This is a genomic window from Bifidobacterium adolescentis ATCC 15703 (assembly GCF_000010425.1).
Taxonomy (GTDB): Bacteria; Actinomycetota; Actinomycetes; order Actinomycetales; family Bifidobacteriaceae; genus Bifidobacterium; species Bifidobacterium adolescentis.
Genome location: NC_008618.1, coordinates 1,017,469 through 1,038,347, shown reverse-complemented (window position 1 = coordinate 1,038,347; position 20,879 = coordinate 1,017,469). Strand labels below are relative to the sequence as shown.

18 protein-coding genes, 5 tRNA genes and 1 pseudogene are annotated in these 20,879 nt (G+C 57.9%); 14 read left to right on the top strand and 10 right to left on the bottom strand.

The window, feature by feature from the left end; all coding sequences use genetic code 11:
* Positions 1–167: 167 nt before the first annotated feature.
* The gene (gene tal / locus BAD_RS04445) at positions 168–1,271 is read right to left on the bottom strand and encodes a transaldolase (RefSeq protein ID WP_011743200.1); all 1,104 of its coding nucleotides are present in this window, start codon (positions 1,269–1,271) and stop codon (positions 168–170) included.
* An 89-nt stretch (positions 1,272–1,360) separates the two neighbouring features.
* The gene (gene tkt, locus BAD_RS04440; RefSeq protein ID WP_003809218.1) at positions 1,361–3,469 is read right to left on the bottom strand and encodes a transketolase; all 2,109 of its coding nucleotides are present in this window, start codon (positions 3,467–3,469) and stop codon (positions 1,361–1,363) included.
* A 374-nt stretch (positions 3,470–3,843) separates the two neighbouring features.
* Between tkt and hrcA the strand changes: the two genes are divergently transcribed.
* Positions 3,844–4,971 carry a heat-inducible transcriptional repressor HrcA gene (gene hrcA, locus BAD_RS04435; RefSeq protein ID WP_011743199.1) on the top strand — a complete coding sequence of 376 codons (1,128 nt, stop codon included), beginning with the start codon at positions 3,844–3,846 and terminating at the stop codon, positions 4,969–4,971.
* 52 nt (positions 4,972–5,023) lie between these two features.
* Positions 5,024–6,175, top strand: a complete 1,152-nt coding sequence (gene dnaJ / locus BAD_RS04430) for a molecular chaperone DnaJ (RefSeq protein ID WP_011743198.1) — start codon at positions 5,024–5,026, stop codon at positions 6,173–6,175.
* 108 nt (positions 6,176–6,283) lie between these two features.
* Here dnaJ and BAD_RS04425 read toward each other — a convergent pair whose 3' ends face one another.
* A complete protein-coding gene (locus BAD_RS04425; protein WP_011743197.1) occupies positions 6,284–7,075 on the bottom strand; it encodes a fructosamine kinase family protein in 792 nt (263 codons plus the stop codon).
* Positions 7,076–7,243: 168 nt separating this feature from the next.
* On the opposite strand from BAD_RS04425, the gene BAD_RS04420 reads away from it, so the two are divergent.
* Positions 7,244–8,128, top strand: a complete 885-nt coding sequence (locus BAD_RS04420) for an undecaprenyl-diphosphate phosphatase (RefSeq protein WP_003809231.1) — start codon at positions 7,244–7,246, stop codon at positions 8,126–8,128.
* A 92-nt stretch (positions 8,129–8,220) separates the two neighbouring features.
* Here the strand turns inward: BAD_RS04420 and BAD_RS04415 are convergent, their stop codons facing one another.
* On the bottom strand, positions 8,221–9,048 hold the full coding sequence (locus BAD_RS04415; RefSeq protein ID WP_011743196.1) for a PAC2 family protein: 828 nt from the start codon (positions 9,046–9,048) through the stop codon (positions 8,221–8,223).
* 152 nt (positions 9,049–9,200) lie between these two features.
* Here BAD_RS04415 and BAD_RS04410 point away from each other — a divergent pair.
* The 9 genes and pseudogenes from BAD_RS04410 (at position 9,201) to BAD_RS04375 (ending at position 11,971) form a co-directional block, all read left to right on the top strand.
* Positions 9,201–9,273, top strand: a tRNA-Gly gene (locus tag BAD_RS04410).
* Between the two features lie 30 nt (positions 9,274–9,303).
* Positions 9,304–9,374: transfer RNA gene (locus tag BAD_RS04405), tRNA-Cys, on the top strand.
* Positions 9,375–9,414: 40 nt separating this feature from the next.
* Positions 9,415–9,486: transfer RNA gene (locus tag BAD_RS04400), tRNA-Val, on the top strand.
* A 30-nt stretch (positions 9,487–9,516) separates the two neighbouring features.
* Positions 9,517–9,589 (top strand) — tRNA-Val (locus tag BAD_RS04395).
* 277 nt (positions 9,590–9,866) lie between these two features.
* Complete coding sequence (locus BAD_RS09360; RefSeq protein WP_003809244.1) at positions 9,867–9,998, top strand: hypothetical protein; 132 nt, start codon at positions 9,867–9,869, stop codon at positions 9,996–9,998.
* A 100-nt stretch (positions 9,999–10,098) separates the two neighbouring features.
* A complete protein-coding gene (locus BAD_RS04390; RefSeq protein WP_034984388.1) occupies positions 10,099–10,290 on the top strand; it encodes a hypothetical protein in 192 nt (63 codons plus the stop codon).
* Positions 10,291–10,371: 81 nt separating this feature from the next.
* Positions 10,372–10,809 carry an FHA domain-containing protein gene (locus tag BAD_RS04385; RefSeq protein ID WP_003809247.1) on the top strand — a complete coding sequence of 146 codons (438 nt, stop codon included), beginning with the start codon at positions 10,372–10,374 and terminating at the stop codon, positions 10,807–10,809.
* Between the two features lie 109 nt (positions 10,810–10,918).
* Positions 10,919–11,540: pseudogene (locus tag BAD_RS04380) on the top strand (MerR family transcriptional regulator).
* Positions 11,541–11,605: 65 nt separating this feature from the next.
* Positions 11,606–11,971, top strand: coding sequence for a hypothetical protein (locus tag BAD_RS04375; protein ID WP_041777308.1), 366 nt, complete (start codon positions 11,606–11,608; stop codon positions 11,969–11,971).
* A gap of 180 nt (positions 11,972–12,151) precedes the next feature.
* On the opposite strand, the gene BAD_RS04370 is transcribed toward BAD_RS04375, so the two are convergent.
* The 6 genes from BAD_RS04370 to BAD_RS04345 all read right to left on the bottom strand — a co-directional run bounded on the left by BAD_RS04370 (position 12,152) and on the right by BAD_RS04345 (position 19,826).
* Positions 12,152–12,865, bottom strand: a complete 714-nt coding sequence (locus tag BAD_RS04370) for an HAD hydrolase-like protein (RefSeq protein WP_003809254.1) — start codon at positions 12,863–12,865, stop codon at positions 12,152–12,154.
* A 105-nt stretch (positions 12,866–12,970) separates the two neighbouring features.
* Positions 12,971–13,318 (bottom strand): RNA polymerase-binding protein RbpA, encoded by a 348-nt coding sequence (locus tag BAD_RS04365; RefSeq protein ID WP_003809256.1) that lies wholly within the window; start codon positions 13,316–13,318, stop codon positions 12,971–12,973.
* Between the two features lie 108 nt (positions 13,319–13,426).
* The gene (locus BAD_RS04360; RefSeq protein ID WP_041777307.1) at positions 13,427–16,030 is read right to left on the bottom strand and encodes a DEAD/DEAH box helicase; all 2,604 of its coding nucleotides are present in this window, start codon (positions 16,028–16,030) and stop codon (positions 13,427–13,429) included.
* 14 nt (positions 16,031–16,044) lie between these two features.
* A complete protein-coding gene (locus tag BAD_RS04355; protein WP_003809260.1) occupies positions 16,045–16,362 on the bottom strand; it encodes a hypothetical protein in 318 nt (105 codons plus the stop codon).
* A gap of 13 nt (positions 16,363–16,375) precedes the next feature.
* The gene (locus BAD_RS04350; protein ID WP_011743192.1) at positions 16,376–18,289 is read right to left on the bottom strand and encodes a helix-turn-helix transcriptional regulator; all 1,914 of its coding nucleotides are present in this window, start codon (positions 18,287–18,289) and stop codon (positions 16,376–16,378) included.
* Between the two features lie 142 nt (positions 18,290–18,431).
* The gene (locus tag BAD_RS04345; protein ID WP_050731478.1) at positions 18,432–19,826 is read right to left on the bottom strand and encodes a UTP--glucose-1-phosphate uridylyltransferase; all 1,395 of its coding nucleotides are present in this window, start codon (positions 19,824–19,826) and stop codon (positions 18,432–18,434) included.
* Positions 19,827–20,106: 280 nt separating this feature from the next.
* On the opposite strand from BAD_RS04345, the gene BAD_RS04340 reads away from it, so the two are divergent.
* Positions 20,107–20,183, top strand: a tRNA-Pro gene (locus BAD_RS04340).
* 224 nt (positions 20,184–20,407) lie between these two features.
* Complete coding sequence (locus tag BAD_RS04335) at positions 20,408–20,821, top strand: hypothetical protein (RefSeq protein ID WP_003809266.1); 414 nt, start codon at positions 20,408–20,410, stop codon at positions 20,819–20,821.
* The last annotated feature ends 58 nt before the right edge of the window (positions 20,822–20,879 follow it).

Genomic DNA, 20,879 nt, shown 5'->3' with positions numbered 1-20,879 from the left:
CCGGTTCGCTTTTCTTTCGATTATGGCCGCGATTTGATATCGCGGCCTTTTTGTCTTTCCGTATGTCTTCTGCGCGTATTATTCCGGCATACGTAAAAGAGGTCTCCATCAAAAGATGGAGACCTCTCGGCTTTTATCCGTTTAACGGTGCTGTATCAGCGAATGATTCAGCCGTTGACGCGGTCGATGCCAGCCTGGACGTCGGCGAGGACGGTGTCCCAGGACTTGATGAAGGCTGCGACGCCGTCAGCTTCCAGCTTGTCGGTGACATCCTTGATGTTGATGCCCAGATCGGCGAGCTTGTTCATGATGGCGTGGGACTCTTCGTAGGTGCCCTTGATGGACGGAGCGCCATTGCCGTGATCGGCGAGAGCGTTCAGGGTCTTCTCCGGCATGGTGTTGACGACGAACGGAGCAACGAGCTCGTCGACGTACTTGCAGTCGGAGTATGCGGCGTTCTTGGTGCCGGTGGAGGCCCACAGCGGACGCTGCTTCTTGGCGCCCTTGGCTTCGAGAGCAGCCCAACGCGGATCGTTGGCGAACTTGTTCTCGAACAGCTCGTAAGCCAGGCGAGCGTTGGCCACAGCGGCCTTGCCCTCGAGAGCCTTGGCTTCGTCGGAGCCGTTGGCTTCCAGCAGCTTGTCCACAGCGGTGTCCACGCGGGAGACGAAGAAGGAAGCGACGGAGCCGATGTGCTTCAGGTCGTGGCCGTTGGCGTCAGCCTGGGCGATGCCCTCGATGTAGGCGTCGATGACCTGCTCGTAACGCTCCAGGGAGAAGATCAGGGTGACGTTCACGGAGATGCCCTTGGCCAGGGTGGCGGTGATTGCCGGCAGGCCTTCGAGGGTGGCCGGAATCTTGATCATGGCGTTCGGACGGTTCACCTTGGCCCAGAGTTCCTCGGCCTGCTTCTCGGTGGCCTCGGTCTCGTGAGCCAGACGCGGATCCACTTCGATGGAGACGCGGCCGTCAACGAAATCGGACTTCTCGGCAACCTCACGGAAGATGTCGGTGGCGTTGCGCACGTCGGTGGTGGTGAGCTCGCGCACGGCGGTCTCAACGTCGACCTTGCCCAGTTCCTTCAGCTGCGGATCGTACGGGCCGACCTCGTGCAGAGCCTTCTGGAAGATGGACGGGTTGGTGGTCACGCCGACAACGTTCTTGTTGGCGATGAGATCCTGCAGAGAGCCGGACTCGATGCGGGAGCGGGACAGGTCGTCCAGCCAGATCGAGACACCGGAGTCAGAGGTGCGCTGAGTTGCTTCAGTCATTGTTTTTTCTCCTTGATACCTTTTTGGATCAAATCTTGTTTATCGGTGAAAGGGGAGGGGCACATGCTGTCGTGTCCCTCCCCGTATCATCACTTGGCGGCTTCGACTTCCGCGATGGAGGCCTTGGCGGCTTCCACAACGTGCTCGGCGGTGATGCCCAGATCGATCATGTTCTGAGCGCCATCACCCTGCAGGCCGAACTGCTCGATGGACACCGGCTTGCCGTAGGAGCCGAGGTACTTGTACCACGGCATGGCAACGCCGGCCTCGACGGAGACGCGGGCCTTGACGGCGGCCGGAAGCACGGCCTCCTTGTATTCGGCGTCCTGCTCCTCGAACCATTCCACGCACGGCACGGACACGACGCGGGCCTTGATGCCCTCGCCGGCCAGGGTCTTGGCAGCGGACACAGCCCACTGGACCTCGGAACCGGTGGCCATGATGATGACGTCCGGGGTGCCCTCGGTGTCGACGAGCACGTAAGCGCCCTTCTTCACGCCGTCCTTGGCCTTCTCAGCGGTCTCGGCGAGAACCGGGACGCCCTGACGGGTCAGAACCATAGCGGTCGGCAGGGTGTTCTTCTTCTCGAAGAAGTAACGGTAGGCTTCAGCGGTCTCGTAAGCGTCGGCCGGACGAGCGACCTCGAGCTGCGGGATGGCGCGGAAGGAAGCCAGATGCTCCACCGGCTGGTGGGTCGGGCCATCTTCGCCGACTGCGACGGAGTCGTGGGACCACACGTACAGGTTCGGAATCTGCATGAGGGCGGCCAGACGCACGGCGGAACGCTCGTAATCGGAGAACATGAAGAAGGTGCCGCCGTACGGACGGGTGTGGGAGCCCAGCAGGATGCCGTTGGTGATGGTGCCCATGGTGAACTCGCGCACGCCGAAGTGGAGCTGACGGCCGTACTTGCTGCAGTTCGGCCACTGCTTGGTGGCGCACTCAGCCGGGGCGAAGGTCTCAGCGCCCTTGAGGTCGGTCTTGTTGGAGCCGCCGAGGTCGGCGGAGCCGCCCCAGAGTTCCGGCATGACGGCTGCGATGGCGTTCAGAGTGGAGCCGGAAGCGCCACGGGTGGCGACGTTCTTGCCGACTTCGAAGGTGGCCTCGAGGTCGTCGATGGCCTTGTCGAAGCCTTCCGGAAGCTCGCCGGCCTTGATGCGGTCGTACAGGGCAGCCTTGTCCGGGTTGGCCTTGCGCCATGCGTTGTACTTCTCGTCCCATTCCTTGTGGGCTTCGAGACCGCGCTCGGCGACCTTGCGGGCGTGGGCGAGGGCCTCTTCGTCAACGTGGAAGGACTCCTCCGGGTCGTAGCCGAGGAGCTTCTTGAGGCCGGCGACGGCCTCGGCGCCCAGCTTGGAGCCATGGGAGGACGGGTCGTTGGTCTTGCCCGGGGTCGGCCATGCGATCAGGGTGTCGACCTTGATGAGCTTCGGCTGGTTCGGGGCGGCGGCGCGGGCCTTGGCGATGGTGTCGGCTAGGCCTTCGACGTCCTCCTTGTAGGAGCCGTCAGGCTGGATGAAGCTGAACTCGTCGGTGTACCAGCCGTATGCCTGGAAGCGCTTGAGCACGTCCTCGGCCAGCACCAGGTTGGTGTCGCCTTCGATCTGGATGCGGTTGGCATCAAAGATCACGGTCAGGTTGCCGAGCTGCTGGTTGGCGGCGAGGGAGGCGGCTTCGCCGGAGATGCCCTCTTCGATATCGCCTTCACCGCAGATGACCCAGATGTTGTGGTCGAACGGGGACTCGCCTTCCGGAGCTTCCGGATCGAGCAGGCCACGCTGGAAACGCTGGCCATAGGCGAAGCCGATGGCGGAGGCGAAGCCCTGGCCCAGCGGACCGGTGGTCATTTCGATGCCCGGGGTCAGGCCGTATTCCGGATGACCCGGGGTACGGGTGTCAGCGCCGCCACGGAAGTTCTTCAGATCGTCCAGGGTCAGGCCGTAGCCGGAGAAGTACAGCTGGACGTACTGGGTGAGGGAGGCGTGGCCACCGGAAAGAATGAAGCGATCGCGGCCTTCCCAGTTGGGGTCGTTCGGATCATGCTTGATGAAGTGCTGGTACAGGGTGTAGGCGATAGGCGCCAGGGAGACGGGGGAACCCGGGTGGCCGTGTCCCGCACGCTCAACCGCGTCGGCCGACAGGACCTTGGCCATCTTGATGGCGCGTTCGTCCAGCTCGGTCTCCTTGAATTCGGTCATGGATTACTTTCCTTCCAATTGGTCGGGCCGCGTATCCGGCTTGTGCCGAGCGCTCGACGCCCTCACATTGCGTTTCCCATAGTAGCGATGTGAGGTGACGTTGTGGTGAAATTTTGGCGTGTTTTGGTAGTTTGTGTGCTGTTAGCGCTCACAATTAACATTCGCGTGAACTTCAGATGTTCGTTTGTCGATATATCTCCCAATGCCAGTCGCCGCAAGGCTTTGCCGCATGAAGGAAACTACTCTGGAAGCGAACCGATTAGCACTCCGGGCGCCGGAGTGCTAAAACATTAAAAGAAGTTTTCCGGGTACGTCTCATCAGCGCCGTCAAACATAAGGCGTACCGGCACACACCTATGCATAAGGAGGCGCGCATGGCGCAATCAAGACGCATGCTGGTGTTGCGTGCCGTGGTCGAGGACTACATCCGTTCTCAGGAACCGGTGGGTTCCACCACACTGACCCGGGATCATGACCTCGGCGTCAGCTCCGCCACCGTGCGCAACGACATGGCGGCCTTGGAAGATGAAGGCTATCTTATTCAGCCGCACACTTCGGCCGGCAGGGTGCCGACCGAAAAAGGGTACCGTTACTTCGTCGACCGTTTGGCGACGGTCGTTCCGCTATCGGAGGCCCAGCGCCGCGGCATCAACAGCTTTCTGTCCGGATCGGTCAATCTGCAGGACACGCTGCAGCGGGCCGCCCGGCTGCTGGCGCAGATCACCGGACAGGTCGCCGTCGTGGCCGCGCCGTCACTGTCGAAGTCGACATTGCGGCATATCGAAATCGTGCCAGTGTCCATTAATACGCTGCTTGCCGTAGTGATCACCGATACCGGCCGTGTCGCGCAGCATATCCTCAACGTCACGAAATTGCCGGACGTGACGACGCTCACTCATCTGACCAACGAGATCAATACGCAATGCTCCGGCGTTTCGCTGACCCGCACGGCCGATTGCGTACGACAGATGGGAGCGCGCAAGGAATACCATGCGATCAGCACGCTTGCGGAAACGCTTGCGCAGGCCTTTGATGGCATGGCGGATGACGAACGCGCGAGCGAATTGTACATGGCGGGCACTTCACGGCTTGCGCATCAACGCACGGTGGCCGACCTGGCCCCGCTGTTCGACGCGTTGGAGGAGCAGGTGGTGCTCATGAAGTTGATGAGCTCGCTGAGCGAAACCACGCAATCCGACGGCGTCGGAGTGGCGATCGGTTCCGAAACGCACACGCCCGGTTTGCTGCACGCCTCAGTGGTAACCAGTGGCTACGGGCGTACCTCCGCGGCCGCCACGGACGGCGCGACGCATGCGGCCGCATCATCACAGACGGAAAATCAAAGCGGTGATGATACGCGGCAGGCGGGCGAACCGGTCGCATTCGTCGGATCGATCGGGCCGACTCATATGGACTACGCGGCGACCATGGCCGCCGTGAGGGCGGTCGCCAGATATCTGACGGCGTTCCTCGCCCACGATGAAGGTCAGCCGGCCGACTGACCCCGCCTTATGGCACAATGACACGCAGAACCAACAGGGAGAAAGAATAATCGTGACGGACTATTACGAAGTGCTGGGCGTCGACCGTTCGGCAAGCGACGACGAGATCAAAAAGGCGTATCGAAAGATGAGCCGCAAATACCATCCCGACATCGCAGGTCCGGAATTCGAAGACAAGTTCAAGGAAGTCAACAACGCGTACGATGTGCTGTCGGATCCTAAGAAACGGCAGATGTACGATGCCGGCGTCGATCCGAACGATCCGAATGCGGGCGGCATGCACGGCGGCGGATTCGGTGGCGGATTCGGCGATATGGGGGACATCTTCAGCATGTTCACCGGTGGCGGATTCGGTGGCACCGGCGGTGGACCGACTCCGCGCACCCAGCCGGGGCGTGACGCGCTTGTTTCCGCGACCATCGATTTGAAGACGGCGGTGTTCGGCGACACCACGCACGTCAAGGTCAACACGTTCGGCCTGTGCCAGGAATGCGGCGGCACCGGCTGCCAGAACGGCACACAGCCCACACAATGTCCCGACTGCCACGGTCAGGGATATGCGCAGCGCGTGGTACGCACCATGCTCGGCCAGATGATGACCACCGCGCCATGCGAACGCTGCGAAGGCCATGGAACGGTCATCGAGAAGCCGTGCCCGTCCTGCCTCGGCCATGGCCGCGTGCGCGTCACCCGCAATGTCGGCGTCGCGGTGCCGGCCGGCGTGGCGAACAACACCCGTCTGCGTCTCGCCAATCAGGGTGAGGTCGGCGAAAATGGCGGCGTCGCGGGCGATTTGTATGTGGATATCCGCATCAAGCCGGATGACATGTTCACTCGTGATGACGACGATTTGCATTGTTGGATCAAGGTGCCGATGAGTTGGGCCGTATTGGGGCACGAAGTCGAAATCGACACCTTCGACGGCAGGCAGACGCTGGATATCCCAGCCGGCAGCCAGCCGGACGATACCGTGACGTTGAAGAACCTCGGCGTCACGCATCTCGACGACAAGAACGAGCGCGGCGATTTGGTGGCGCACGTAGTGGTGGAGATTCCTAAGAAGCTGTCCGATGACGAGCGGGAGCTGATTGAGCGGTTCGGCGAGATGCACGACACGGACGCCCAGCATGTTGCCGTGAAGTCCCGTCCGTCGTCCGGCGCGAAGAAGGGGTTCTTCTCCAAGCTGAAGGACGCGCTGCGCTAGTTTTCGCAATCCAATCGAATACGGGACATATGAAAAGAAGTCCGTATCCCAACTCATAACCTTGGGATACGGACTTCTTTCACATCTGGCGTGACGGGTGATTCCCGCCTATTTGAGCAGCGACCTGCACATGGCGCGATACCGGCTCACATATCCTCCACCGAAGAACACGCAATGTCCTGCAATGGGGTAGAGCTGCCACAATGTGATGCGGTCCTGCCATCCGGCCTTAAGCGGATGCGCCGACTGATAGCCTTCGAGGATGTCCGTAAGATATGACATGCCGAACAGGTCGAGCATGGCAAGGTCTTCCTCACGGTGCCCACCGTGAGCCGCAGGATCGATAAGCACGGCTTCGACGTCACCGGAATCAGCAGTCCACATGACGTTGCCGCTCCACAGGTCGCCATGCACGCGTGCGGGCTTGTCGTTGGCGGCCTTGCCTAGGATGTCGGGCAAGGCGTCGATAACGGCTTCAGTCAGTTCCATGTCATAGTCGGTCAGTTCGCGACGTTTCATGCCGAGTCGTACCATCGGACGCAATCTGCCGTCCGCCAGATAGGTGGCCACATCATCCCAGGCACCGGCATTCATCGGGACGGGATCCTGCAACGGCCCGAAATAGCAGGTGCCGTCGTATCCAGTTGGAGCGGAGCCAAAATGTTCGGCACCGGCATCATGCATATGAGCTAGCGCAACACCGAAATCGCGCGCGGCTTGGATGGTCGGACCGCAGGCGTTCACGCGTTCAATGTCGAGATAATCCTTGCCCCAGTCGTATACGTCGACCACGCGTGGGCCGCCCTGCGATTGCGCCTCGCCGAGCCATTTGAGGCCACGTCCCTCGCATTCAAAGAAACCTTCGGGGCTGAATGCCCTGCTTTTGCGGTATTTGCCCATGCCGATGAGCCTTTCTCCCATGCCGGACATGCCGGCGTACTTTTGGCTCCATTGTGTGCATGGTTTGAGACAACTATGCCGGGATGCCTTGAAAACTAGACCCCTCTCGCTACTCTTGGTCACGGAAAAGCAGACGAAACCATATTTCTACGAACATAAAGAGGGTTCATGAATTTCTTCCAAGCGATTTTCCTTGGCCTGGTGCAGGCGTTGACCGAATACTTGCCGGTCTCTTCCAGCGCCCATATCCGTATCATCGGCGATTTGATGCTGGGCTCCGATCCGGGTGCCGCGTTCACCGCCATCATCCAGATCGGCACCGAGCTTGCCGTGATCCTGTATTTCCGTCATGACATCATCCGCATTCTCGGCGCGTGGTTCGGCTCCTTGTTCGGCAAGGAGGGCAAGGACTTCAAGAGCCGTATGGGCGCGCATAACCGCGACACGCAGATGGGTTGGTTCATCATCATCGGCACGCTGCCGATTCTGATTGCCGGTCTGTTGTTCAAGGACGCCATCGAAAGCACGCTGCGTAATCTGTGGATCACCGTTACCGTGCTGATTATCTTCGGTATTCTGCTGTGGGTGGTCGACGCCCGCGCCAAGCAGGTCAAGACCATGGATGAGATGACCTGGAAGGATGCGCTGATCTTCGGCATCGGTCAGATGCTGGCTCTGATTCCTGGCGTTTCCCGTTCCGGCGGCACCATCACCTTCGGCCGTGCGATGGGTTATACCCGTGAGGCTGCAGTGCGCGTGAGCTTCCTGATGGCCATTCCGGCCGTGTTCGGCGCGGGCATCCTCGAAGCCGTTTCCGCGGTCAAGGATGTGGCCGCAGGCAATGCGGGAATGTTCCCGGGCTGGGGTGCGACCATCGCGGCCACCATCGTGGCGTTCGTGGTCGGCTATGTGGTGATCATCGGCTTCCTGAAGTTCGTGTCCACTTTCTCGTACAAGGCGTTCGCCATCTACCGCATCGCGCTGGCCGTTGTCGTGGCTCTGCTGCTGATCTGCGGCGTGCTGCACCCGACGGAAGTCGTTGCCGCCGCGTAAGCGTGATTCGGCGTAAATAAAGCGAATCCCGGCCATCCGTAAGGCGGCCGGGATTTTTTTCGTCTGAGACCTCCTCCTGGAGGGGGAACGACTCAGACGCCGTTGCGTAGAAGTGATTCGGCCTCACGAAGCAGTTCCTCGCAGGCAGGCATGCCGTTCGAGGCGATTCGCTTCGCTCTCGCGTCCAAATCGTAATCATGTTCCAGACGAGCCAAATAGTCGCCGGCATGCATGTCTGACACCAATCCATCGGCGTCAGAACGCCATTGCATGGCCTTTCTGGTCAAATCTCCTTCAATAAGCGGATACTCGATTATTAAAGACAAGGCGCGCAGCAGCTCCAAAGTGCCTTGCATGCATTCGGTATTGGCATAGTAATGCGGTACGGATACCCATATGGATGTTGTCGGAAAGCCCGCTTCGGCGGCGAAGGCGTCAAGGATGTTGGGGATGCCCACCGGACCGTTGTATTCCCTGTCGGATTCGCATTCGCAGCCGCTTTTGGAGATGTCAAGCGGCAATGGCCGTGTGTGCGGGCATTCATCGAACATGGAGCCAAGCGTGATGACATCACTTACGTCATAGTCTTCTGCGACACGTAGCGTCTGCCTGCAGTATTCCTCCCACCGGTAATTGGGTTCGGGTGCGATCTGCGCAAGCAGGTGCAGCATGGGGGAGACGGCAATGTCATAGAAAGTCGTTTGCGGCCAGATGATGCGCTTACGCCCCTGCACGGAGCAGATCATGGGCCGGGCCACCTGATAGTCGTAGAAACCTTCGTTGTCAATATGGCGCACTTCCTGCGACTCATACCGGGACACCAAATGACGGACGACGTTCGTGGCCGCTTGGCTTGCATCGTTCCATCCTTCGAATGCGGCGATAAGTATCGTCTTGGGCATTGCGCTCTCCTCACACATGCTTTTAATGTATACCGAAAACGGGTGGTGTGACACGCGCTTCAGCCATCGGTGAATACGAATAAACCAAACCGCGACACGCTGACTTGCAAATTACACGAATGTGGTTATAGTAGATACTCGTGCTCACGCAGTGAATCTGCTGGAGACATGCGGACATAGCTTAGTTGGTAAAGCGCAACCTTGCCAAGGTTGAGACCGCGGGTTCGAGTCCCGTTGTCCGCTCTAAGGTTCCGATTGATTATCGACCTTTATGGTGGGTTAGCCAAGCGGTTAGGCAGCGGCCTGCAAAGCCGTATAGACGAGTTCGACTCTCGTACCCACCTCGCATCATGTGAGATTAGTTTTCGCATGTTGGCATGACCCGGGCGGTTGGCGCAGAGGTAGCGCACTTCCCTGACACGGAAGGGGTCACAAGTTCGAATCTTGTATCGCCCACTGGAGCATTGCTCCGTACAAATTAAGACTGGGTGATTGGCGCAGCGGCTAGCGCACTTCCTTCACACGGAAGGGGTCATAGGTTCGATTCCTATATCACCCACCGTTATCACAGCTCGGTTTTGCCGGTTTTTTGTTTCCATTCCTTTTCACGCTACTTCGTCAGATAAGAATGCAAGCATCGACGCGCCGGCAAAAACAGCGATCGACGAAAAACGATTCACCACATTACACAAGAATTGCCGATGAAAATACAAAGAATCAAACGAGAGAAGCATGACTTTTGCCAAACGCATTTCTAAAATGAGTATCGTAAACAGAAAAGAAAACAAACAAGACGCAAGGTGCGTCACAGCACGCCAGCAAGAAAAGGAAACATCATGAACAAGAACAAGATCTTCTCCGCAATCATGCGTGGCTTCGAAGTCAGCGGCATCAACGCTCTGTCTTCGGCTGCCGGCTCCTCTTCCGTCAACGGCGCTCTGCAGGAGATCATCGACACCCGCCGCTGATTTGGACACCACACACTGAATCCTTCTTGAAAAAGCCTGGAACGCGATTAAAAGCGTTCCAGGCTTTTTGTTCCCCGGCAAGCGGCTACAATTGCCTATTGTGAACGAGAGACAATTGAACCTCAACCAACCGGTTAAGGATATGGGCCCCAACGAATTGAAAGCGTACGCCGAGCTGGGGCAGAAACAACACGATGAGGCGAACCGCGAACTGGAACGACGCTGGCGCAGCTACGATGACATGCTGCCGAAGGACGAATTCGTATCCATCATCGACAAGAACGAACGGTAAATACCGTTCACAGTGTATGATTCGTGACCATGCCGGCCACAATACCGGCCAATTGCAAGGGGAGAGGGTAGAATGACAGCTATGACTGATCCGATTCCAAGCGCAGGCGAAACGACCATCATTGGTCTTCCTGCTATCACTGTACCGGTTACTTCCACCGGAGACCGTCCTCTGACGAAGGAGGACCTCAATACGATCATGCGTCTGGCCGACGGCACGGCGCTCCTGATTTCCACCAGGGGAGCGGTGTCCGGCTCGCGTTATCTCCTCGACGAGGACGAGATCACCGTGGGACGCGACCCGAGTTCCGACATCCTGCTGGACGATTCCACCGTCTCCCGCACGCACGCGGTGTTCCGCAGGATTAACGGAAATTATTCGGTGATTGACGCCGGCAGCCTGAACGGCACATACGTGAACCGTCAACGAGTGGATAGCCAGGAACTGAAGAACGGCGACGAAATCATTCTGGGCAAGTTCCGTCTCGTATATTTCACCAACAAGGCCGTCATTGCCTAATGAAACGCCCGATGCGGGATAAACTGTGAGTAACGGTTTTCCTTCAATCGCCTATGGGCTCCGAATGGAAGCTCATAGGCGATTGTTTTATGGCGTGTAGGAGAAGACAATGGACGGCGAGGCAGAACCAACAATGCGGTTGCATCTGCACGTGTCGCACGCGGTGCAGGGGGAGTTGTTCCCCTCCGCGGACGCGCAGTCCGTCACACGGGGCTATCGTGGTACGGTCGCGTCAAAAGTGGCGGGTATCACGTACCGCCAGCTTGACTATTGGGCGCGTAAACAGATAGTGGAACCATCCATCACCCCGTCGCACGGATCCGGCTCACGCAGATTGTATTCGTTCAAAGATGTGGTGATTCTTGCCGTTTCCAAAAGATTGCTGGATGCCGGAATCAATCTGCAGAACGTGACCACCGCCATCGGCTTCCTCGCGCAGCGCACGCCCGAACAGTTGGCCGGCATCACCATCATGTGCGATGGGCAGAATGTGCATGAGTGCACGGACAGCGAACAGATGGTGGCTCTGCTACAAAGCGGCAGAGCTGTGTTCGGGGTGTCCGTCGGATCGCTATGGCATCAGATCAAAGAGGCTCTAGAACATGAGGAATATGTCGATTTGACGAAGACGCCGGCATCGACAGACACCAATAAGGCCAATCGACGACATTGCCGCGATACGTATGAGAAAGAAGCTGGAATCGCGGCGCAAATCCCGCGCAGCAGCCTGATCGCATACAATTGGTACGATTCAGCCCGGAACATTCGAACGATATAACCCGCAGGGGAGTAGCGCATGCTTGATATTCTGCCGGCACTGTTGTGGATCATAGCCGCCGTCATCGCAGTGAACATTTGTTCGATTACTGCGATTCGAGGCAATCTGTTTTCCCAAAAACACCGCGATGTGCATCCGGTGCGTTGGTCGATCATCGCGCTGCATTTCACCTCATTGGTCATTGGCGCGTTGCCATATCCGGTATATGCGATGTTCAGGTCGGATTTCTCGGCGAAGTTCCGGCGTTTCTACGAACATGTCGGATGGCCGTCGGCTGCGGTGATGGCCATGCTGATCGCAGCGGAACTTGTTTTCATGTATCTTCAGGCCCGAAACGGCATGCACAGCGAGATGGAGCGGAAGCTCAATCAGGCCGTCAAATAGAAATCTGACATAACGTACATTATCGGCTTTTCAGGAATGACGTTTTCCAGGCTTGAGGAAGCGTCAAACACGCGGTTCTGACATAACGGCCTCCGTCACTCAATAAATAAAAACGTGGTTGCTGCCACGATATTGCGACAGCAACCACGTAACTGGCCTACAGCGTTTCCGTTTACGGACTCAGGCGAAATACTCCTCGACGGCCTGCGCGAGTTCATCTACCGAATCCAGAATACGGTATGCGCCATGGGCTTTGAGCTCTCCGGGCTCCGCATAGCCCCAGCCGCAGCCGAGGCAGTCCAAACCGCACGCCTTGGCGCCGTCGGCATCGGTCCAACGGTCACCGACCATCAGTGCCTTGTCTCCTGCGTTCTCGTCGAAATCGATGTGCTGGAAAGCCCAACGGATCACTTGGTCCTTGTCAAGACGGGAATTGTCCTCGCTGGCACCGTAGATGCCGTCGACCATGGTGTCCAAGTGGAAATGCTCGCAAATCGGAATGCATTGGTATTGCGGCTTGCAGCTGGCAATCGCCAGATAGTATCCGTCGGCACGCAGTTTGGCGAGCTGCTCCGGAATACCTTGGTAAATCGTGTTGTTCAGGCGGCCGGGGACTTTCTGTCCGGGATTGTTCGGGTCGTCGAACACGGCCTCGTCGGCGTAATACTTGCGGTAAATCCTCACGCCTTCGTCAAGCTTGTCATCCGGAATGCCGTTGCGTTGCATCGATTCGCTGATGGCCGGTCCAATGAAACGATGCAATTCGGCATCGTCCGGCACCGGATATCCCATCTCTTCGAACGCCTTGACAACGCAGCCAATGATTCCTGGATCGGATTTCGTCAGTGTGCCATCGAGGTCAAGCAGAACGACTTTCTTCGGATGTTCGGACATGGATCTGATTCTCCCCTTGGTTGTGTGCTATAAGAATTGATGACAGAAACAATTATGCCCGGTCTCAATGACCGGGCATTCGTTCAAGTGTCGTTCAACTGCAGGTCACTCGTAGTCCGGGAACCATCCGTCACGATGCATTTGCAGACGCTTCTCCAGCAAAGCCTTCAGTTCGTCTTCGGTACGACGTTCCATGAGCATGTCCCAGTGCGTGCGTGTCGGCTTGGCGATTTCATCAGCCTCGTCGTCATTGTCTCCTTCACGGTGCGCGACGGCGCCGCAGCGGCACTCCCACTCATCTGGGAATTCTGCGCCCTCAGCGAACGGCAGAATCGTACGATGGCCTTTCGGACACACGTATGCGACGTCGGTTCGCGCCGCAAAATCCACATTGTCATCGGATTCAAGCGACTTCGCACCGATGCTCATGCCTCGCAGGCTACGTTCCGCCATATTGCTTTTGCCTCCTTGATTATCTGCTTACTCTAAGCTACAAAACACTTCGGACGTGTCACTTATTCCCGGCGTCCGCGAAAACCGATCTCCCGATTGCGCACATGCTCAGTCGACACCTGAATAGGCGACGATGCCACGGTTGACGTTCTCGTACGCCTGTTTCGCAATCGGAGCGAGCGTTTCGGCGCGTTTACCCAGGTATGGTCCGGCCACGGCGATCTGCTGCAACACGTCGGCGAGACGTTTGCATCCGCGTACGAAATCGCCGCCGGTCAAATCGGTGCCGTACAGCACACGCGACAGGCTTTCGCCCTGAGCCCATTCGTAGACGACATCGGTGATGCCGAAATCAAGTTGGCGCGGCTCGTCGAGGGCATAGTCCTCACACAGCATGGCAATCGACGCGTGCACGCCTTTGAGCTGCGCCGCACAGACGGCGACGTTCCCCTGCATTCCTCCGGGATAATGGCGCGGCTCTCCCCCGCTGCCTCTGCGTGGCTCGTAAATCAACGACATGACGGCGCTGGCCAGCTCCGTCGCATCGAGTCCGTCGAACGCGCCATCATCGATCGCCTGGGCAAGCACCAAATCAAGCTCGCTGTACAAGTGCCGCAACAGCTGTCCACGTTCGGTAAGCCGGTAATCGATATGTTCTTTTGCGCCTTCATCAAGCCGATCGAGGTATCCGAGCTCGTTCAGCACATTGCAGATGCGGTCGAATTGACGTGCCACGGAGCCGGTGCGTGAATCGTAGCGGTGCTGCACACGTTCCAATTCACGCATTTCACGCGCCCACCGATGCCCCCATTTGAGATGCTTCTGAATATCGGGGCATTTGCGGCAGGGATGGTCCCTGTCTTTTTCGCGAAGCTCCGCGATACTCCTGTCAAGGTCTTTGAACGCTTCGCTTCGCGCCTTCTGCGTGCGGAACACCTCGTGCTTGAGTTTGCGTCGTTCGTTCTTTTCCAAGTCGCTCAAGCGCATGCGCAGCCGCATGAACTCCTTGAAGTCGCCGAACTCACAATCGAACGCCCGTTCGTATCCGTCCAACGCTTTGCGCAACGTATCCATCTGCGCTTCAAGCTGCCAGGCGGATTCGTTGGCCTCCCATTGCGCGAAGGAATGGTCAAGCGTGATGCGAGCGGTCTCGTAATCGCTGGAATTAAGCAGGTTGACGGCCATGTTGAACGTCGGTTTGAAACTGGAGTGCAGCGGGTACACGCGCTTGCTGGACAGCGCGGCGGCAGTGGCGGGAATGAAGCCATGATGGTCCACAACCACCGCATGGCCGATGGTGTCGATGCCACGTCGGCCAGCGCGTCCGGTAAGCTGGGTGAACTCCCCTGGCGTCAATCCGACATGCCCGGTCCCATCGAATTTCTCAAGTTTTTCCACCACCACGCACCGTGCCGGCATGTTGATGCCCAAGGCAAGTGTTTCCGTGGCGAAGACGACCTTCACCAGCCCCTCTTCGAACAGTCGTTCGACAATTTGGCGGAAGAGCGCCACCATGCCAGCATGATGCGGCGCGAATCCTTCCTCCAAGGCGAAGCGGAACTGCGAGAAATGCAAAGCCTTCAAATCCTCTTGACTGAGTTGGCCTTCGACCATCTCATCGACGATACGGCGGATGCGACGCACCTCGTCATCGGTGGTGAGTTCGAGTCCGGCGTTGATGCATTGTTCGACGGCCTGATCGCATCCGTTGCGGGAGAAGATGAAATAGATGCCCGGCAGGATGCCGAGGAAATTCAATTCATCAATCACGGCCCAACGACGTGGCGTATGGCGTTCGGGTCTGCGGGAATGGTCGTTCCATTTGCCGCCCTTGCCGCCCTTTCGTCTGTCGGGGCGCTGCTCTCCCCTACGTTTCGCGGCCTTGCGGTCGAGCTGATCGAGCCTGCTCACCAGCTGGGCGTTGAGCTTGTCTGTCTGATTGCCGTCTTTATCACGTCGATACAGGTCGATGAGTTCCGGTTCGGTGTGGTCGTCCGCCTGAACAAGCACATGCTGTTCCAACGGCACGGGCCGTTTTTCGGACACCACCAGCGTGGTGTCGCCACGGACCGATTCAATCCATTTGGAGAAGTCCTCGACATTCGACACGGTTGCGGACAGGCCGATGATTCTCACGCTTTGGGGCAGGTGGATGATCACTTCCTCCCACACCGGCCCGCGGAAACGGTCGGCGAGATAGTGCACCTCGTCAAGAATCACGTAACGCAAGGCGTCAAGCGTCATGGAATGCTCGTAGAGCATGTTGCGCAGGACCTCGGTGGTCATGACCACGATGTCGGCTTCGGAGTTGATGGACGTGTCGCCGGTAAGCAGGCCGACTCTGTCCGGCCCGTACGTTTCGACCAGATCATGGTATTTCTGATTGCTCAACGCTTTGATTGGCGTGGTGTAGAACGCTTTGACGTTACGCTCTTGGGCCAGATAGATCGCGAAATCAGCCACGACCGTCTTGCCGGCTCCGGTGGGCGCGGCGACGAGCACATTGTCGCCGGCTTCCAACGCATCATTGGCTTTGACTTGGAAATCGTCCAATTCGAATGGCATGGACCGTGCGAAACGAGACGAGACCGATTGGCGTTTGGCCTGCGTCTGTTTGAACGCCGCATAGCGTTGCGCGGGAGATAGGGCTGTGGTCATCTCGGCATCGTATGTGCCGGTGTCGTTATTGCCATGTCGACGATGATGAGTCATGGTTCCTTTTCGAATCAGTCGTTGGAATGTTTCCACTGCGCCCACTGCCGGGCATGACGGACGCGCTTTTCCTCACGGCGGCTGATGACTTCGGCATGAGCGTCGATATAACGATTGGCCGCGTCCTCAAGTGGACGTGTGAAGAACGGGGACGTGTTCTCCTTTGGTTGCGGCAACGGCTCGGACATGGCCTCGAAACGTTTGGACATGCGTCCGCCTACTTTGATGGCATCTTTGAACGCATGATATCCGCGGATGCATGCGTATGCGCCGCCGCCGACCAGCATCGTCAGCATGAACAGGACGAGTACCAGCCAAATCCACCAAGGCATAGCGCCTCCCCCGTCAGTCTTCGTTCTCTCGGTCGCCGACGCTCAGCTCATGCTGTGCTCGGGCGATGATCATCGTACGCAACGTCTCCGGCGCGACGGCAGTAATATGACGGGCGTGCGCGATGCAGAACGCGACATACCAGGAATCGGAAGACACAATCAGATGCACCTTCTCGCCTTCGCCGCATTTCTCGACGGTGGCTCCCGACAGGCTGTCGATGAACGACAGGTCGTCCTGATTGGTTATGAACACGGCAGGTGTGCCATTGTCGAAACTCCACTTGCGCAGTTCGGATGCGGGCACGTCCGGAAGGTCCACTTTTTCAGTGGGTTCGACCAGCTCCGCATGCTCGATGCGGGAGATGCGAAGCACCTGCCAGATACGAGGCTTGCCAGTAGCCTTGTTGATGGTCGTATCCGTCTTGACGAACTTCATCTTGTCCGCGGGCGCCGCGTTGGACACGTCGGTCCATACCGCCACGTAGTAAACGCCTTCGTCGACAAAAATCTTGTCTGGCGCCACTAGCTTGCGCTGTATACGGCCCGCACCGTCCGTATATTCCATGTCGAGCAGCATGCCTTTGGAGATGGCGCTCTTGACGATGGAGAAGTTCCTTGGTTCCATCTCGTATCCGGTCAGGCTCAGCCACGGCATGTCGCCAGGCTTGACGTGCTGGCGCAGTCGGCTGTACAGCGATTCCGCCTGCTCACGCAGCTTGTCCGGAAGCAAAGAGGAGTGGGCGAGATAGCTCACCGATGCTGTCAGCATGCTCAGGTACTGCTGGGAAATGCCGGCAAGGCGTTCAAGCCCCAGCGAATTCGTGGCGGAGACGATGCCTTCCGCGTCAAGCAAGGACCAATCGATATCGAAGAACTGGCTTCCGGCCATCTCGCCATCATCGGACACCGTGGTCAACGTGTTGATGTCCTTATGAATGATGTTGACGAACTTCTTCAATTCGTCATCGGACTTCGGCCTGCCGATGAATCGTTCCGCAAGTTCTTCAAGAGAGTATTCCTCACCCATGTGGGCGGACAGGAACAGCATCAGGCGAAGACGCCGATCGACCTCACTACCGGTCTGGAACGCGGAGTTCTTCTTCGGACGGCCCTTGCCTTCCTCGGTATCATCCTCATCAGTGCTGTTGCGGTTGATTTCCGGAGACACCACGGTGGAGCTGTCGGTGCCGGTGGATTCATCGGCCGGCACGAACTGCGTGGCCGCATGCAGCCGGCGGTTGAACGCGTCGACAGCCTCCTGAGGGCTCACTATGGACGCACCCGGATGAGACAGCACGAACATGGCCAGATCATCGGAGTCGGCGTAGGCGACATTGAGATGCTCGCCATCAACATCCACAGTGGCGGCGAAACGTCGCTGATCGACCACTTTGACCAGCTCGTCGGGAATGGATTGCGTGCCAAGACCCGGCGCGATGGAATCCAAGCCAAGTCCTGGAATCGGCGTCTGCGGCACGCGCGGCGCGGTACGGGAAGCGTGCTGGGGTTCGTGCGCAGGAGCCGAGGAAATCGACATGGAGCGCGCAAGGTAATTCGCAGCGGCAAGAATCGGCAGATCCTCGTCGCCGAACAGCAGACGCACGCGCGGCTCATCGCCAAGCTGCAGACGGTAGGAAGCGAAATCCTGCCCTTCTGACTTGGAGGAATATTCCGGCTGCCTTGATTCGATGGCGATGCCCATGGCGGCGAGCTTGGCGCGGTCACGCTGAAATTGCTTGGCGAAGGCGGCCTTCGCCGCTTGATCGGCGAGCTCTCCGTACGAATCGGCATACGCCTTCACACGTTGCGCGATCTGACGTGAGGTAAGCCATTGCGGAAAGGCTGAGGAGAGCACAGCCAACACATCAAGCTCATGCTTGCCCCATTTGTCGGAAAAACGTCGCCTACCGTTACTTCCCTCAGCCATTAGTCCTCACGTCTCGTTAACGTTTCTTTTTAAGTGCTTGGCCTCGTAAGCCGCACACAACATTCTATGATAGAGGTTTTTTAAGCGATTTGTGCCTATTTCACGAAAAAACATCGTTTTCGTGTTGCATGGCCGTCCAAAGTCAGACCCAATCGTCCGGTTCCACGCCCTGCGGGCCGACATATTCGCCATTCGGCACATAGCTTGGTTCGCCTTGATCCTCCAGTCGCGCGTCGCTAAACAGCATCACATCCCTGCCGAAGGTCCAATCGCCATCGATATCAACGGATTTCGCCGCGGCGAGCGAAGGCACACCGTATGGGAAACGGGCATCGAAATCGTGGATGTTCTTGTAATAGCGCGCGTCCAAATGGACGTCGGGGAAGATGTAGTTGCCGTCTTCCATCTCGTACTGGTCCGTCAGATGGAATCGGTCGGACCGCATGATGAACAAATCGTCAGTGGTCTTCACCGGCAGGAAACGCATACGGTCGACGCATACGCAGGTCGCGCCATCGAAAAGCGACACCGCGGCTCCCATGGCGGTCTCCAGCTGAATGACCGGCTCGCTGGTCGGATCGGTCGGGTCGACCGTCTTCTTATTGCGGATTACCGGAAGGGGAAGCACGCCGTCATAGGATGCGAGTTTCGCTTTCAGCGCATCGATACGCACCCAAATGCTGTTCGTGTTGAAGTACGGATGCTTGTCGATGTTCTGCGCGTCGTCCTTGTCGTCTGGATGGACCTGGCTCATCTCACGCAGCATCAGACGGCCCGTGGCCTTGTCTCGCACGATGTGGCCGCCCTTACGATCGGCTGGGGTGCGTTTGGCGACCTCGATCATGAACGGTGCGCCCGTATTCTCGAAATGCTGCGCAAGCGTACGGGAGGGACGCGCGCCCAGGTTGTCGGAATTGGAGATGAAAAGGTATTTGAACCCCTGCGCCTCAAGCGCGTCAAGCAGACCGGATTCCCAAATGGTGGAGAACAGGTCGCCGTGGCCCGGCGGGCACCATTCGAGTTCCGGATTGGCCGGGAAGCTGACGGGCATTCCCGTTTCCGCGCTGATCTTCGGCTCCTGATGCTGGATGATTTCCATCGGGATGTCTTCCTGATGGAATTTCTTATTGGTCTGCAGCACCTTCATGGTGTCTTTGGAGGTACGGAAGGAGTTCATCAGAGTCAATGGCAGATCGACGCCAAGTCTGGTCCGCGCGGTCAACACCTGTCCGATGATGATGTCGATGAAACGCATCTGCCGTGCCTTGTGGCGACGTACCGGCAGCAGCGACTTGGCGCAATCGAGTCCCATCGAAGTGCCAAGACCGCCGTTAAGCTTCAGGAACGCCGTTTTGGCGAACGCGTCAACGGCCTTGTCGTGATTGATGGTCTCATACACGTCATGGAAGCTGGGAACGCTGACGAGCGGTTCGACCTCGTCCTCACGAATCCAACTGCTGGCCTCCTCATTGCGCCAGACCTCGTACAGACGACGGAACTGGGCGATGGCCATGTCGGTCATTCCGTGCTTCCGCATCTTCGCGGCAGAGTATTCGAATACGTCCTCAGTCAATGTCTCTCCCTTTCGAACGGGCGTTGTTATTCGATGCGCTTATGCCATAATACGACATTCCGCCAAAATCGGGGGCATTTAGACACAGAACCAACATGAACTTCCGGTGGAGCAATTGCCGGAAAACCCTCAAATATCCGAAGCCAAACTCTCCGGAATGGATGCGACTCGCTTTCCGACACGATGTGTTTGAAAAACCGTAGAGATTATGCTATACTTCATATTCGGTGCTTTTCGCACCGTTCGGACCATAGCGCAGTTTGGTAGCGCACTTGACTGGGGGTCAAGGGGTCGCGGGTTCAAATCCCGCTGGTCCGACCAAGAAAGCCCGTCGCCCCGCCGTTTCCACAGTATTGAAACGGCGGGTTTTTCGTTATGTTTGGGCAGTGAACTGCGGCATACAGCCCCTCAGAATGGCATCTATCGGAGCCGGAAGCTGGACGTCAGGACGGTCTTGAGCGCATGCAAATATGTAGCCTGCGATATTTTTCATGTTTCTTGCCGTTTAATGCGATTAACGCATGGGTTCAGAGAGGTGATTCGGTTTGCAGCAGAACGACACGCAGCCACAGTTCGACGACGTCGACGAATTCGCCCATGTGTTCGATTCAACGCTTCCCGAAGATGAATGGAAGATTCGATTGCCCCGCGAGCTTGGCTTGGAAGCCCGCGAACGCGCTCGGCATGATGGCATCACGCTTACCGAATTGACCCGCAGGGCACTCTTGTCCGACGATTCCGATGGCTGTTCAGACGCGGTCGGCATCGGGCGCATGCCAAAGAACAGCGACGGGCGCAAACAGCTTGGCGACGAATGGAAGATCAAACTCCCCTACGCCGTAGGCCATAAGGCGCGGGCCAAGGCCAAGCAGGACGGCATTTCATTAAGCTCGCTCGCGCGCAGAGCCATAACGGGGTATCTCAGAACACGCAACCAGGATGAACATCCTCTGTTCTGACGCTGTCGGCCTAAGCTGTGCGTAAAGGAAAGCAAAAGCCGGCAACGACCCAGATTCA